Origin of the sequence: Paenibacillus rhizolycopersici (assembly GCF_014947195.2) — a bacterium.
In the GTDB taxonomy this organism is placed as follows: domain Bacteria; phylum Bacillota; class Bacilli; order Paenibacillales; family Paenibacillaceae; genus Fontibacillus; species Fontibacillus rhizolycopersici.
Window position 1 is genome coordinate 416,500 of the sequence record NZ_JADCNN020000001.1, and the last position, 15,059, is coordinate 431,558.

General features: G+C 54.3%; 13 protein-coding genes and 1 pseudogene. 7 read left to right on the forward strand and 7 right to left on the reverse strand.

Annotation, left to right across the window (positions count from 1 at the left end):
• The first annotated feature begins 4 nt into the window (after positions 1 to 4).
• A complete protein-coding gene (locus tag IM700_RS01745; RefSeq protein WP_155606455.1) occupies positions 5 to 277 on the forward strand; it encodes a DUF6171 family protein in 273 nt (90 codons plus the stop codon).
• 104 nt (positions 278 to 381) lie between these two features.
• On the opposite strand, the gene IM700_RS01750 is transcribed toward IM700_RS01745, so the two are convergent.
• On the reverse strand, positions 382 to 1,053 hold the full coding sequence (locus tag IM700_RS01750) for an SOS response-associated peptidase (protein WP_193415539.1): 672 nt from the start codon (positions 1,051 to 1,053) through the stop codon (positions 382 to 384).
• A gap of 244 nt (positions 1,054 to 1,297) precedes the next feature.
• Between IM700_RS01750 and IM700_RS01755 the strand changes: the two genes are divergently transcribed.
• The 3 genes from IM700_RS01755 (at position 1,298) to IM700_RS01765 (ending at position 3,780) form a co-directional block, all read left to right on the forward strand.
• Positions 1,298 to 2,380, forward strand: a complete 1,083-nt coding sequence (locus IM700_RS01755) for a DUF3298 domain-containing protein (protein ID WP_193415538.1) — start codon at positions 1,298 to 1,300, stop codon at positions 2,378 to 2,380.
• A 139-nt stretch (positions 2,381 to 2,519) separates the two neighbouring features.
• Positions 2,520 to 3,308 carry a patatin-like phospholipase family protein gene (locus tag IM700_RS01760; protein ID WP_193415537.1) on the forward strand — a complete coding sequence of 263 codons (789 nt, stop codon included), beginning with the start codon at positions 2,520 to 2,522 and terminating at the stop codon, positions 3,306 to 3,308.
• 34 nt (positions 3,309 to 3,342) lie between these two features.
• Positions 3,343 to 3,780: an ASCH domain-containing protein gene (locus IM700_RS01765; RefSeq protein WP_193415536.1), complete on the forward strand. Its 438-nt coding sequence runs from the start codon at positions 3,343 to 3,345 to the stop codon at positions 3,778 to 3,780.
• Here the strand turns inward: IM700_RS01765 and IM700_RS01770 are convergent.
• Entirely contained in the window at positions 3,777 to 3,956 is a 180-nt protein-coding gene (locus IM700_RS01770) for a YjfB family protein (protein WP_155606460.1), read from the reverse strand. The genes IM700_RS01765 and IM700_RS01770 overlap by 4 nt on opposite strands.
• 137 nt (positions 3,957 to 4,093) lie before the next feature.
• On the opposite strand from IM700_RS01770, the gene IM700_RS01775 reads away from it, so the two are divergent.
• Positions 4,094 to 5,419, forward strand: a complete 1,326-nt coding sequence (locus tag IM700_RS01775; protein ID WP_193415535.1) for a glycosyltransferase family 2 protein — start codon at positions 4,094 to 4,096, stop codon at positions 5,417 to 5,419.
• Between the two features lie 633 nt (positions 5,420 to 6,052).
• On the opposite strand, the gene IM700_RS01780 is transcribed toward IM700_RS01775, so the two are convergent.
• The 3 genes and pseudogenes from IM700_RS01780 to IM700_RS01790 all read right to left on the reverse strand — a co-directional run bounded on the left by IM700_RS01780 (position 6,053) and on the right by IM700_RS01790 (position 9,060).
• Entirely contained in the window at positions 6,053 to 7,000 is a 948-nt protein-coding gene (locus tag IM700_RS01780; protein ID WP_193415835.1) for a glycine betaine ABC transporter substrate-binding protein, read from the reverse strand.
• 21 nt (positions 7,001 to 7,021) lie between these two features.
• Positions 7,022 to 7,853, reverse strand: a pseudogene (locus IM700_RS01785) (ABC transporter permease); the annotation flags it as partial.
• Positions 7,813 to 9,060, reverse strand: a complete 1,248-nt coding sequence (locus tag IM700_RS01790; RefSeq protein ID WP_193415534.1) for a quaternary amine ABC transporter ATP-binding protein — start codon at positions 9,058 to 9,060, stop codon at positions 7,813 to 7,815. The gene IM700_RS01790 and the pseudogene IM700_RS01785, both read right to left, overlap by 41 nt.
• A 349-nt stretch (positions 9,061 to 9,409) precedes the next feature.
• On the opposite strand from IM700_RS01790, the gene IM700_RS01795 reads away from it, so the two are divergent.
• Positions 9,410 to 9,973, forward strand: a complete 564-nt coding sequence (locus tag IM700_RS01795; RefSeq protein WP_193415533.1) for a GbsR/MarR family transcriptional regulator — start codon at positions 9,410 to 9,412, stop codon at positions 9,971 to 9,973.
• A gap of 70 nt (positions 9,974 to 10,043) precedes the next feature.
• Here IM700_RS01795 and IM700_RS01800 read toward each other — a convergent pair whose 3' ends face one another.
• A complete protein-coding gene (locus IM700_RS01800; RefSeq protein ID WP_193415532.1) occupies positions 10,044 to 12,404 on the reverse strand; it encodes an alpha/beta hydrolase family protein in 2,361 nt (786 codons plus the stop codon).
• Between the two features lie 107 nt (positions 12,405 to 12,511).
• Positions 12,512 to 13,864: an amino acid permease gene (locus IM700_RS01805; RefSeq protein WP_193415531.1), complete on the reverse strand. Its 1,353-nt coding sequence runs from the start codon at positions 13,862 to 13,864 to the stop codon at positions 12,512 to 12,514.
• A gap of 208 nt (positions 13,865 to 14,072) precedes the next feature.
• Here IM700_RS01805 and IM700_RS01810 point away from each other — a divergent pair, with 208 nt between their 5' ends.
• Complete coding sequence (locus IM700_RS01810) at positions 14,073 to 15,047, forward strand: ABC transporter permease (protein WP_193415530.1); 975 nt, start codon at positions 14,073 to 14,075, stop codon at positions 15,045 to 15,047.
• The last annotated feature ends 12 nt before the right edge of the window (positions 15,048 to 15,059 follow it).

A 15,059-nucleotide genomic window follows, 5' to 3' on the forward strand; every position in this document is an offset into this window, starting at 1 on the left:
TCTGATGGCGGATACCTCGTGCAAAGCATGCCGAGACGATTATCGGGTCACGGACGAGCAGATCCAGCGCCTGCTGAAGACGACGGCGTTTGCGCCGGAACGAAGAGTAAGCGAGGAGCAATATCAGGAAAGGCTGCGCGTTTGCGGTGATTGCCCCAAGCTGATGGACGGGATGACTTGTACGGCCTGCGGCTGCATCATCCCGGTAGTCGCCTGGTTGAAGGAGCGGACTTGTCCGCTGCCGGGCGGCGGAATGTGGGCGAGTAACCACGATTGAAGGATTGTACAGCGAATAGGGCTTCGTCTTTTACGCAGCAGGGTGGATCAGCCTGCGCGTAAGGCGAAGCCCTTTTTATCGGGAGTAAGACCGATTCTATCCGACTAATTGACCGCTTCCAACAGTTCCTTGGAATTGTTCCTCACGTTTCCGACGGCCGTAGATACCGGGTAAGCTCGCATCTTCGCTGCTTCGTAGGGCTGAAGAAGCTTAAGTAAAGAAGCGGCGTCTGCATGCTCTCGCGCCAACCACTCGGCTTCGTGCTCCGGACGAAGGATGGCAGGCATCCGGGTGTGGATTTCAGCCATAAGCGAATTGGGTTCTGTGGTGATGATGGTGCAGGTCGCCAGCTTGTTTCCGTGCGGATCGCTCCAAATATCATACAACCCCGCAAAGGAGAAGAGGCCCCCGTCTTTCATGACGATCCGGAACGGCTGCTTGCCGCCTTCCCGCTGCTGCCATTCGTAGAAGCCGTCGGCCGGAATAAGGCAACGCCGGGACGTGAGCAGCTTGCGATACGCCGGTTTCTCCGTTAGCGATTCGGCCCGGGCGTTGATCATGCCGCCGCCGATCTTGTCCTCTTTGGCCCAGGATGGCACCAGCCCCCATCGCAGCTCGCCGAGGCGGTTGCCCTGCTTGCCTGTAATGACGGCGGGGATGAATTGCATCGGCGCTACATTATAGTTCGGAGCGAATTTCGCCAGCCGATTTTCAAAAATCAGATACCTGACAATCAGCTCGTCCAGGGGAAGCGTAATCGTAAATCGTCCGCACATAGGGGAACCCTCCCTCGTATCGATGTTTTTGTTGTTAACATTGTAATCGATTTGTTCGTGGGCATACCAGCCCCACTAAGGTCACCGAGTACGTTAAGGTTAGTCAGATGCAAAAGTGAAGTTCATTTCGCTCGAAAATCGTGTTTGGCCACCAATCCCAACATGCAACTTTTTTAACCCCAATTTCGTTTTTTCAGTGATACTCAGTGTTTCAGGTGAGCCCACCGGAAAGGAATCATTTACGATGAATAAACGCAATAAATGGATGATTTATACCCTTGCTGCAGCACTAATGGCGGCTCCATTGGCCATCTCATTACCGGGGCAGCAGGCAGAAGCTGCGGCCAAAGCCAAATATACGGTGTCTCCTCAAACGTTCAGCATAGAAGGCGCCAAAAAAACGATCAAAACCATCAATCTACATGGCACTTCGTATATTGCGCTGCGTGATTTGAGTAATGGTCTGGGGCTTGGCATCGGCTTCGACAAAGCAACGCAGGTGGCGAAAGTCACCGGCAAAAACCGGGTGCTGGAGATCAATCTGAACGCAACCTCCTTTAAGTTAAATGAGCAGATCCTTTGGGGGCCACAGCTTGTGGTCCAGGATAATACGACCTATTTGCCGATGCGCTTCATTCTCGAACAAATGGGGTATATCGTAGGTTATGATTCCTCCACAAAGCTTATTGCTCTTCAAGCCGTTCAAGAGAATGACGTGAAGATTGGTGCTAAAGAGATTGGAGCGGACGGCGACGGGAAATCGCTGTTGGTGTATTATCCGGTCCTTTCTGGGTTGGCAGATAGCGGGGTCCAACAAAAAATCAATACCTTCCTCAAGGAAGAAGCCGATAAGCACGTAGCTGCAGGAGCGAAGGAAATCGGTCTGGCCGCGGAGGAAAACAGCCGGATTCTCGATAACGACCCGAACGCGTCGGTACGTCAGCCCAGCGTTGACGGACGCTTCACAGTGACTTATAACGAAAAAGGCCGGTTAAGCCTCTATGTGGATTATTACGTGGATCTTGGAGGCGCGCATGGGACGACTGCCCGCGTTCCGTACACGTTTGATTTGTCTACCGGTAAAGTACTGACCTTGAAAGAGGCGGCGAACAATAACGCCAATTACGTTACGATTATTAACCTTAAAGTGAAGGAACAAATCAAAGAGCGTAAGCTGGAGCTGCTTCATCCGTTTACTTCGATCAAGGCGGATCGCGACTTTTTCCTGAACCGGAACGGGGTCGTCATCTATTTTACGCAATATGAATATACGCCTTATGCGGCGGGGATGCCGGAATTCACGATTCCTTACGCCGCCTTCCAATAAGTTGATTGACTTGCTCTGGTCCGCCCCGGGTCGATATTGCCATCGTCGATTCGGGGCGCTTTGTTTGGAAGAGGAGGAACTTCCGCCAAGCTGAGGAATATGTATTTTAGTAAAAGGAACGGCTGACGGGGAGATGGCCATGGAGCAAGTGGGGTTGGTGTTAGGCGGCGGGGCCGTACGTGGACTCGCTCACTTGGGTGTGCTGAAGGCATTTGAGCGGCATGGAATTCCAGTGGACACGATCATAGGCACCAGTATGGGCGGTGCGATCGGGGGCTTATATGCGGCAGGCATTCCGGCGGGGGACATTGAGGATTTGCTGTACCACACGCCGAAATACCGGCTGATGGACTTAGGAATCCGCCACCGGGGTCTGATCGGCGGAAATAAAATCTATCACACGGTCAATGAATTATTGAAGCAGCATGGCAAGGATGAGCTGAAGATCGAGGATTTTCCCATCCGATTCAAGGCCGTTGCCGTCGATTTGATGCAGGGTCAGCAGGTCATCCTGGATCGAGGCGACTTGGGGACCGCGCTGCGGGCAACGACGGCGTTTCCCGGGGTGTTTGCTCCGTTAGTACGGGGGGATCAACTGCTGGTTGACGGCGGGGTGTTGAACAATTTGCCTGTTCAGGAGTTGAAGCGAAAGGACGTAGGGTTGATTATTGCGGTTGATGTGACCCGAGAACATGAGAAGAAACCGCCGCGCAACATGATCGAGGTCGTTTACCGCTCCTATAGTCTGATGACCGCGGAGCGCAAACATACCAGCCTGCGGCTTGCCGACATCGTCATCCGGCCGGACGTGGGGCATGTGTCCGCGTTCGACTTCTCCAAAATGACCGATTGCATCAAAGCTGGAGAGGAAGCAGCTGAGTTAATGATGGATGAGCTGAAGGCGGAGGTAAGGCGGGTGAAGTACTAAACGTTCAGATGAAAAATCGAAGTGGGGGGAGATCATGCGCTGCATCACGATCCGACAACCTTGGGCGACACTGATTGCAATAGGGGCCAAGCGGTTGGAAACGAGGAGCTGGAGAACGAATTATCGCGGTGAGTTTGGTATACATGCCGGTAAGAAAATGGATCGGAAGGCTTGCGAGACAGAACCGATTCGGTCGCTTTTACTAGCGCACGGATACTCGTCTGCGGATCAACTGCCAGTCGGTGCGATCGTAGCCGTTTGCCGGTTGAAAGAATGTCTATCCGTGTTGAGCAACAGCGGGGAGACTGCCTGGCTGGGTGGAGGTGAAAGACGATTGGAAGCCGCAGGGCAGGAATACCGGTTCGGCGACTTTGCGCCGGGCCGGTACGCCTGGGAACTGACCGAGCTGCGTCCGCTTCTCGAGCCGATTCCTGCCCTCGGCAAACAAGGACTGTGGAACTGGGACAGTTAAACTTTGATATCCAAGTTCTTCCCGAGCGTCGGGTGAGCTTGGCTTTGAGACATCATTTGCACGAGATTTTGACCTTGGATTTCGGCCTGGTCTTTGGCCATGCTCAACACGCGGATCCCAACGGCTTGGGAAAGCGCGCTTTGGCTCATGGCTACGGACGTTGCTGCAATATCCATAATGTCACCTCCTCTCCATTTTGTATCGGCTGTTCGGTGACAAATGATAAATTTCCCAAGGAGTCGAATGATTTACAGGGTTGAACCCACCGCGTATAATGGGCATAATCTAACGTTTTCACATAAGGGAGAACATCATGAATCGCAGCTACGACGATCCCAAACGAATTTACATATCGGTGAATCAGAAATTTTGGATCAGCCATGTGGCGGCAGGTCTGTGGATGCTCTTTTCCATAGGGGTATCGATGCCGTGGCTGCAAGATTTTGCGAGGTTTGTGACGCTGCCTGCAGCGGTTCTGATCATCGCGGGAATCTCGTATATTCCCGGATACATGAACGCTTTTATGATCGTCAGCCTGTTGCTGGACCGACAACCTCCGCTTCCGGGGGGCTCACCCGAACGGTCGGTGACTGTGCTGATCGCTTGTCATAATGAAGAGCGTGGGATCAGGACCACGCTTGCGTATCTAGCCGCTCAAGAGTATTCGGGACCGATGAAGGTCATCGTGATCGATAACAATAGCTCGGATCAAACGGCGGAGCGGGCCAAGGCTGCCGGTAGGGAGCTTGGTCTGGACCTGCTCGTGATCGAGGAGAAAACGCCAGGCAAAAACCATGCGCTTAACACGGCTCTAACTTTGGTGGAGACCGAGCTAATGATCACGCTGGATGCAGACACGCTGCTGCACAATCTGGCTGTCAAGCATATCGTGTCCCGCATGGAGTCGGCGCCACCGGATATCTGCGCAGTTGCGGGAGCGGTGCTTGCCCGTAACAGCCGCCATAATTTCTGGGCCAAGCTGCAGGAATGGGATTATTTTCTCGGGATTGCCAGCATTAAAAGGTTGCAGGGAATGTTCCAGGGAACGTTGGTAGCGCAAGGGGCTTTTTCCCTCTATAAAACCGATGCCGTGCGCGCCGTGGAGGGTTGGCCGGATGCGATCGGCGAGGACATCGTGCTGACGTGGGAATTCTTGGCCCGGCGTTGGCGCGTGTATTTTGAACCGTTGGCGGTCGCTTTTACAGACGTTCCGGAATCGTTCCGTCATCTCGTCAGGCAGAGGAGCCGTTGGGCTCGGGGGATGATCGAAGCTCTGAAAATGTTGAAGCCGTGGAACCAACCGTCCATTTATGCCAAATATTTGACCGGTTGCAATTTGCTGATGCCGTATTTGGATTTGGTGTACACCTTCTGTTGGCTGCCGGGTTTGGTACTCGCCTTTTTCGGCATCTTCTGGATCGTTGGGCCGGCAACGTTGCTGGTGCTGCCGCTAACGTTTATCCAAAACTTCATTTTGTATCGGTATCAAAGTCAGGTGTTCCGCTCGCTCAACCTGCGGATCCGCAAAAACCTGTTTGGCTTTATTGCCTATGTGCTGCTCTATCAAATGGTGATGAGCCCGGTCTCCGTTTATGGGTACGTGCAGGAGGCGCTGCAGCGAAAACGGATTTGGAAGTAAAATTTTAAGCTGATCTTCAGGTTTCTGTAATGTTCCTTTAAGGAACCGATGCTATTCTTTAGATACTCCCTCTTCTTAATTGATATATACGTGAAGAAGCCACCCCTGCCCGGGGTGGCTTCTTCCTGTTACGCAAGGGTGTTCAAAAAGTCATCTTCCGATCACGAAGTGGATCCAGAGGAGCTGAGTCGGCGTCGAATCCTGAATTCAGCCGGTCGCTCCGTTGCTCACGTACCCAAAACGTACGCTCCGCTACTCACTCCCTAACTTCATTCAAGCTTCTCGGTGCTCGAAACCTAACTTTTTGAACCTTCATTGAAACGGTAGTTCAAAAAGTCATCTTCCGATCACGAGGCAAGTCGATGTAGCCTATTCGACGTCGAATCTTGAATTCAGCCGGTCGCTCCGTTGCTCACTCTTAAAAGTGCTAACGGAACCAGGAGACGTTATTTCACACTTTATAGATGTTCAGCGCGGATAACGGAACTAGAAGACCTTATTTCGGATAAAAGCAGCTAATTTGCGGGCATTAGAGCCGAATAAGGTCTCTGGGTTCCGTTACAGCGGGAAATCACCGGGAAATGGGGGAATAAGGTCTCTGAGTTCCGTTAGGAAGAGAAGGCCGTGACTTCCTTACTTCAAATCCTCGATCGAGCCAATATTCACGTAAGCCGGGACGACCAGGCCGGTTTTGACGCCGGTCATGTTCGCGCCGAGGTCATCGAGTTGATCGCCGTATTTGTCCCAGTAATCCGCATGGGTGAGTGGCAGCCAAGCGGCTGCGGTCGCATCGACGTCCCCGCTGGCGACGCCGGTCCACATCGGGCCGGCTTCGACCTGGAGGGACTCAACATCATAACCCAGCTTGCTCTCCAGCACGTATTCCAGCAGGTTTGTGCTGGCGATCTCGGAATCCCAAGCGACGTAGCTCAACTTGAGTTTGTCGCCGTCCACCGGCGTCAAGCCTTGGGTCCAGCTGTCAACGCGGTCCGTGTTGGCCTCTGCCCAGGCTTTGGCGGCTTCAGCCGGATCCTGACCTTCCTGGATCGCGGTCATAATCGCTCCCATTTCATCCGAAGTCCATTCAAAACGGTCAAGGAATTCATAAGCGGTCGGATGATCTTCCTTCAGGCCTTTCCGAGCCACCGTGTGGATTTCCTCGGCTTCGCCGTAAACCTTCTGCGGGTCCTCCAAATATTTCAGATCGTATTTGGCGAACATCCAGTGCGGCGTCCAGCCGGTGATAATGATCGGTTCTTCGGCTTTGATCGCCTTATCTAACATCGCCGTCATCGCCGCACCGGAGCCTTCGATCAGCTTCCAGTCCGCCAAGCCGTAGGTTTCGATTGCTTGGTTTGTCGCTTTCATGATCCCCGCGCCGGGGTCGATCCCGATGATTTCGTAGTCGACTTGCTCGCCAATCGCGACGGCAGTGGAGTTGCCTGCCCCGTTCGCCGACGCATCAGGTGCGTTGCTACCGCCCCCTGCGGCGGAATTGTTCGCTTGTCCGCATGCGGAGAGTACCAACATCCCAACCAGACCTGCCAGCACCATCAGTTTCCTCGTCGTCTTCAACTTCATTTTCATCTTAATCTCCCCTTTGTGATTTGGATTTAAACAAATTTTGTGTAAAGCGGTCGAGCACGATGGCCAAGACGACCACGGCCAGACCGGCCTCAAACCCTTGCCCGATTTTCAACTGGGTGACTGCTCGATAGACGGTAGCCCCGATACCTTGCGCTCCGATCATGGAGGCGATGACCACCATCGACAACGACAACATGATCGTTTGGTTCACCCCGGCCATCAGCGTAGGCATGGCAAGCGGAAGCTCCACCTTGAACAGCTTCTGCCAGGACGTCGAGCCGAAGGCGTTGGCCGCTTCCGTCAGCTCGCCGGACACTTGCTTGATGCCAAGATAAGTGAGCCGGATCGTTGGCGGGATGGCGAAAATCACCGAAGCGATCACCCCGGGAACGACACCTAGGCTAAAGAAAGTCACGGCCGGCAGCAGATAGACGAATGCCGGCATCGTCTGCATGAAATCCAGCAGCGGCGAAACGATCCGATGGACTAGCTTGCTGTAGGCGCTCCAAATGCCGATTGGAATCCCAAGCAGGATTGAAATCAGCCCGGACGTGATAACCAGACCTAACGTACTCATGGTTTCGTCCCAATAACCGAGATTATCGATCAGAAGGAACCCGATGACGGTGAATAGGGCCAACTGCCATTTTCCGATCAAATAAGCGATGATTCCGATGATGACGATAAAGAGCAGGGGATGCGGCAGCAGAAACAATCCTGCGAAAAAATCAACGATCGTTTCGATCGCCATGGACAATCCGTCGAAAAATCCGCCGAGCGTCCGTTCCATTCCGTCGACCAGCGATTCAATCCACTCGGCTAACGGCAATTTCGGTATGGACTTCATTTGGACTCACCTCCTTGGATTCATGATGGCTCTCTCCGGCGAGGGCCCCCAGCACGGCGCCGCGTACGATAACGCCAACCAAGCGCTCTTGCTCGTCAACGACCGCAAGCGGAACCTTGGACGAGCTGGTGACTTCAAACAGGTCACTCAGCACGGTGTCCGGGGCCACACGGGGGCCGTCCGCGATTAGAATTTCCTCGAGGCCCGCGCCGGATTTTGCGGCGCGGGAGGCATCTTCGGCCGTAATTACGCCTAGCAATTGTTTGCCTCGGCCGATGACGAACAGGTTAGAGATGCCTCGTTCGCGCATCAGCTCAAGGGCGACGCGTGGACCTCGGTCCAACGTGACCGTTTCCGGCCGGCGCATCACGCGGGCCGCGGTCAACACCTTCGACAGGTCTACGTCTTCGATGAACCGCTCAACATAGCGGTTGGCCGGGTTCATCAACATTTCCTCCGGCGTACCGATCTGGACGAGCGCCCCGTCTTTCATCAAGGCAATCCGATCGCCGAGGCGCAGGGCCTCATCCAGATCATGTGTAATGAAGACGATGGTTTTCTTCATCTTCTCCTGCAGTTCTAGCAGTTCATCTTGCATGTCACGGCGAATGAGCGGATCGAGTGCGCTGAACGCTTCGTCCATCAACAGGATTTCCGGGTCATTGGCCAGCGCGCGGGCCAGGCCGACCCGTTGCTGCATACCGCCGCTTAGCTGATCGGGCATTTTGAGCTCCCAGCCCTTCAAGCCGACGAGCTCCAGCGCTTGCATCGCTTTGTCGCGACGCTCTTTTTTTGCAACCTTCTGGATTTCCAGTCCGTATTCCACGTTCTGCAGGACGGTTCGGTGTGGGAACAAGGCGAACTTCTGAAACACCATGCTAATCGATTTACGCCGCACCTCGCGCAACTCGCTTTTGTTCATTTTACGGAGGTCCCGGCCATGCAGCAGGATTTCTCCGGCCGTCGGTTCAATTAGCCGATTGAGCATGCGAACCAACGTCGATTTGCCGCTCCCGGACAAGCCCATGATGACGAAAATTTCACCTTCCCGGATGTCCAAGCTGACCTGCCCGACGCCGACCGTAACCCCTTTGTCTTTGAGTAGACGCTCTTTGGTGTAACCTTGTTTTAATAAGGGAATGCCCTGCTCTGGATGAGGGCCAAATAACTTACTGACTTCACGTACTTGCAATAATGGCTGATTCATAGATTCACTCCTTTTCTAAATCTTCAGTTCCCCCTTCGATATCAGCTCACTGCTAGAAAATGGCCGAGCGAGACCGTATCGCATCAATCCGTGATGTAAGCTTAACAAACCTCTTGTCAAGAACGCAAAGCCGAAAACCGTACGTAAGGAACGTACAGAAAAAACTGAACGTAAAGATCTTCCGGATAACTCCATAATCCTCCCAAATGCTCCCTAGGCTGCTTCTTTACATTTGGTCTTGACTTTCTTAAGATAGAATAAGCGTTGAGCCGCGTGGTGATTTAAGGTTTACGGGTTAAACGCGCTACAGCCGGAGAGTTTTTTTGCAAATGAATAGGAGGTTGCAAGCATGAGCTTGGACCAGCTCACCGATGAGCAACAGGCATTATTAATGAAGGTACGCAAGCGAGTGATCGAGGCGATCGGACGAAACATGGATTTGTACGGGGTCTCCTTATCGACAGGGCACTTGTACGGGTTATTATTCTTTGCCGACAAACCGATGACGCTTGATGAGATGGGCATGGAAATGAAAATGAGCAAAACCAGCATGAGTACGGGAGTCCGCACCCTGCTGGATCTCAAAATGGTCAATAAAGTGTGGGAGAAAGGCTCCCGCAAGGACTTATATGAAGTGGAATACGACTGGTACCAAACGTTTACGGACTTTTTCGCAATAAAATGGAGAAAAGCGGTGGAAAGCAATATCCTGGTGTTGCGCCGCTCGATCGAGGAATTGACCAAAGCGATGACGGAAGAGGCGGAGGGGCCGCTTCGCAGGGTGTTGGAGGAAGACGTCCGCAAGATGAAGGAAACGGTGAAGTATTACGAATGGCTGGACCGTCTCATCGATACGATGGAAAGCGGAGAGATCTACAAGCTGGTCCCGAAAGAAACCGAATCACGTTCATGATCAAAAAAAAGAAACGCTTATTCCAACGACGCCATCAGATGGCCGTTGGGAATAAGCGTTTTTTTGCGTGTCAGTAGGCTCCGATATCGTCGAGCATCAGCTTGGCAGAGCCACCGCTCAGTTGAAAGGCCAGTTCTAGGATTCCAGTATCCGGGTCAAACTCCGGATTGGCTGCAATGAAGTCTTCCAGCGCCAGCCGGTACGTTTGATATACCGCTTCCGTCGCATGCTTGTATTTCCCGTCCGATAGGTGGCGGTCCAGCCAAGGGTGGATCGTAAACGACGTGATTGGCAACGGTTCAGCTTCCATGAATCTCGTCAGAGGCAGGCGGACGGAGGTGCCGTTGCCGTCAATGAGCTCTACTTCAACCGTGACGACCCCCGCAGCCAAGGGCGCATCCGGCGTATCGTCTTCCAGCTCAAAGCTGCGGTCGGTTAGCGAGAACGCGAGCCCCTCCAGCCTACCGCTAGCTGGTAGGGGAGCGCCTTGCTCCCAGCTTAGCGCGTAAGTGGACGGCTCGTTGCCGCTCAGCCGGCGCTCCAGGACGATTCCGCGGGAGGGCTTGACGCCTTTTTGCCGGTTCTTTGCATCCTCTTCTTTCCAGGATAATCCACGGGCTGCCGCTTTCCCGCCACCGGGCAGCGTCGCCCGGTTCGAATCCTCATCGTAGCGGGCCCAGGCCGTAAACGAACCGCTCTCAAACCGGTTGTAGTATGCCGTGTCCGGGAGCCAGTCCAGACCGACGCGATAATCCTGCAGCAACGGGAGGTACCGGCCCGATTGGCCGTCGTTCCCTGACTCCCCGCCACGCAACGTCTCTTCGAAGAACGCCGAGAGGTACACCTTGGCGATGCTTCGCTGTTCGGCCGGCGACAACATCCCGTCCCGGCTAAGCAGGATACCCTTCGGATAGCTGACGTCGCGGCCGCCCCAACTGCTGTTGAATTGGCTGTGATTGGCATCTCCAATGTACAGAGAGGCCTTGAATCGCTCCTCGCCTGGCGAATAACTCGTTCGCATGTACTGCCGGTCGCCGTCGAAGTCGCTGACATCGCCGTCCCGGGCGCCTTGGAGCGTTAAATAACTGACATCCTTCAACTGAGTGACCTTGCTGTCTACTTTCCTGTCGGTAGGCGCTATGGCGGCTACGGCCTCGATTTGGTACGAGGCGAGGCTTTGAATCAACTCCGTATCACTCCCGAACCAATCCATGTAATCGGCGGCCATTGCGACCGCCTGCCCCCCTCGGGAATGGCCAGCTAAGCCGATGCGGGCAAAGTCGACTTTGCCGTACAACGGGTTGCCGGGCTCGTTGGCAAAATCGCCGATTTGCTGCAGATGCTTGAGCAGGACCCAGGCCCGGACTTTCATATCGTTGTCGGGAATCCCTGTCCATACGGAGTAATTCAGGAAATTCTCATCAATCGAGACGGCAATGAACCCACGGCTGGCCAACAGCTCCCCGAGATAGGCGTAGCCGTCGTCGGAGAAATCTTCCATTAAGTGATTCCCGTGGACGATGAGGACGATCGGAAAGTGGGAGGGACTTTCAGCAGCGTCCTTCCCTTCCGCACTAGTGGGCATCCAGACTCTGCCGTTCAGCGGTAATGCACGTTGATTAAATCCCCAATAAGCGGTTCGGTAGACCGACCATTTCTTGATATAAGCTGAAGCATCCACCGCCTGGGACGTAACGTCAACCGATTCACCGTATTCGGGTTGCCAAGTGTCGTTCCCGCTACCGTACGTAAAGGTCGACACAGCATAGGGCCCGGGTTCGGCGGGGTTATCCGGCTGATCGGCCAATAGTCCGCCGCCGTCCCCAGCCTCGCCGACTTCCTGCAACCCGGCGCTTTGCACGCCTTGGAATGCGGGCACGGTGGAGTCGTTGCCCGTCCCCGGAGCAAAAAACCAGATTGCAGCCGCCGCAACGAGCAACACCGCTGGCAGGGTGATCGCCGCTTTATGACGAAGCCGGAGGCGCCGGCTGGCAAGCATTCCTGCCAGAAGTCCGGCGGCGATCCCCGCTAAGCTGATTACCGCAGCCACCAACGCAGCTGCGGCTAGAGATACTTCGTTATAGTAGAAAATCAGGAAGGAGGCGGCGTAATCAAATAAGACCGCCCCCGTAAACAGCCGGGGGATCGGCAAGCCGATCAAGGCTATCAGCAGTGTAGTGAGGTGAGCAATCAGGTAAAGCGCGAGCGTTCCCGCCAGCAGAAACAGGAGTAAGTCGACCGTGGTTCCGAGCCCGGTCGGCATGCCCAGCGCCAACAGACCAAACGCGAACATGCCGGCCCCCCAGGGGCCGGCAACGGCGGATCGCCAGTAGGCGGTATCGTATTGGTAGGCATTCCGGATGCGGCGAGCGATCCGGTGACGCCGTTTTGGCTTGCGCAACACTAGTTCCGTAACAACCTGAAGTTCCATGGTCTCCCCCAATAGTTGTAATCTCTCCTCTGCCTTCATTGTAACATGGGCAGGGGAACGGGAGGAACAGGGGAATGCAGGGTCCGAGCTTGTGAACTGCTAGGCTGCTAGTCTCTCTGGCTTGGGCGCGTGCGGAATCGGACGGTCGACCATCCGATCAGCACAACCAGCACGCCCAGGCATACGCCGATGCTGATGCGGTTCTGCGCGTCGAACAGGAACAGCAGAGCAATGACCGCTAAACCGATGATGGTCAGCACCGTTAGATAAGGAAATCCCCAAACTTTAAAGCTAGGCGCAGTCGGATAACGCCGACGAAGCTTCAGCTGGGACAAACAGATCGTAATCCACACGAGCAGGACGACAAAGCCGGGCACGGCCATCAGCAGGCGGAACAATCCCGCTTGATTGAGAACGGCGAGCATGGAGCCCAGGATCAGGACAATCCCGCTGAGAATCAAGCTGTTGATCGGTACGCCCTTGGACGAAATCCGCGCCAACTTGGCCGGCGCCTCGCCGCCGGTGGCCATCGAATGGAGCATCCGGGTCGCACCGTAAATGCCGGAATTGGCTGCGGACAAGACGGCCGTAATCAGGATGAAGTTCATTAAATGCGCCGCGCCTTGCAGCCCTGCCGACGTCAGCACTTGCACGAACGGGCTGGTCTGCTCGCTAAGACTATTCCACGGAATAAGTCCGCAAATGATCAAGATTGGCAAGGTATAAAACAGCACCACGCGCAAAATAAAGTTTTTGACCACCCGGGGGAGCACCTTTTCAGCGTCCTTGGCCTCCGACAAGGTGAGGCCGATTAGCTCGGAGCCGCCGTAGGAGAACATGACGACCAGCAGCGCCGAGAAGATTGCCGTCCATCCATTCGGAAAAAAGCCGCCGTAATCGATGTAATTGCGCGGGAACGGGGCTTCCGCACCCGGGATGAAGCCAAACAACATAGCCGCACCAAGCAAGATAAACACAATAATCATCGCGATCTTGACCCCGGCCAGCCAAAATTCAAATTCACCGTAACCGCCTACGCTCATCATATTGATGGCGAGGATAAAGATGGCGCTGGCCAGGCTGAGCACCCACAGCGGCACGTCCGGCAGCCAGAACTGCAGGAAGCTGCCGGCAGCGATCACTTCAATCACGCAAACAGCTAGCCACATGAAACAATACAGCCAACCCAAGATGAAGGAGATACGCTCCCCAAACGCCTCGCGGATGAAGTCCTTCATGTTTCGGCCGGGATACACGGTGGCCATTTCGGCAATCGCGCCCATGACGACAAGCAGCAGCAGGCCGGCGAAGACGTAGGAGAAGATCACGCCAGGACCCGCCAAGCTGACGGTCTCGGCACTGCCTTTAAAGATGCCGGTGCCGATGACACCGCCCATAGCCATGAAGCTGATATGGCGGGGCAGCAGTTTTTTCTGCAGCGTAGAAGATTCGGATTTCACGTAAATAAAGCCCCCTAAACATAAGTTAAATCCTCGAAATGCCCTTAAATGCAATACGGACTTATATTACACTAATTCCCCAGGCAGAGGAAATGAAATCATAGCCGATTGATTATTATCACATTTCGTTGATTGGTCAGGTAGGCAAGCGCCCGGGGCCAATATACAATAACTCACAAGATGAATAAAGCGAAAAGGGGGGAAGCGTATGGCCCGGCTATCCGTCGATCAGGAAATGCAACCCGCCATGCCGCGCGTGCCTTACAAGAGGAGGAACAACGGGTTCGCGCGTTTTATTCGGCAAATCGACCTGCAGCTTATGGTACTCCCGGCGCTCGCGCTCATATTCGTGTTCAGCTACATTCCGATGTACGGCGTCCTGATCGCCTTTCAGGATTACAAGATCGGACACAGCTTTACCGGTAGTCCGTGGGTGGGCTGGAAGCACTTCGCCTACTTCTTTCAATCGCCGGATTTCTATACGGTGATGCGCAATACGATTGTGATCAGCTTGCTGAAGTTCTGCATCGGTTTTCCTGCGCCGATCCTGTTGGCTCTAATGCTGAACGAAGTGCGGAAAATGGCTTTCAAAAGAGTGGTGCAGACCATTACGTATTTACCGCATTTTATGTCCTGGGTCATTCTCGGCGGACTGGTCGCCTCGCTGCTCGCAACGGATAATGGCAGCTTAAACCTGTTGCTGGAGCGGCTCGGTACCATTCAGGAACCGATCAACTTCCTGTCCCTGCCCGAGTATTTCTGGAGCATCCTGATTACGACCAACGTGTGGAAGGAAATCGGCTTCGGTTCCATCGTCTACCTGGCGGCGATTGCCGGGGTGGACCCGAATACGTATGAGGCGGCTTCGATTGACGGAGCCAGCCGCTTCAAGCAGATTTATTTGATAACGCTTCCATCCATCATGCCGGTGATCTCGATCTTTATGATATTGGCGATCGGCAATTTGCTGAGCGCCGGCTTCGAGGATATCCTCGTGTTGGCCGTGAACCCGGCGCTGCGGGATGTGTCTGACGTGATCGATACGTATGTGATCAGGGTCGGGATCAACAACTACCGATATTCCTACGCTACCGCCGTCGGATTATTCAAAGCGGTCGTCAGCGTCGGGTTGTTGACCATCGCCAACTATGTGGCCCGCAAATCCGGCAACAGCTTATGGTAATCAGGAGGAGGT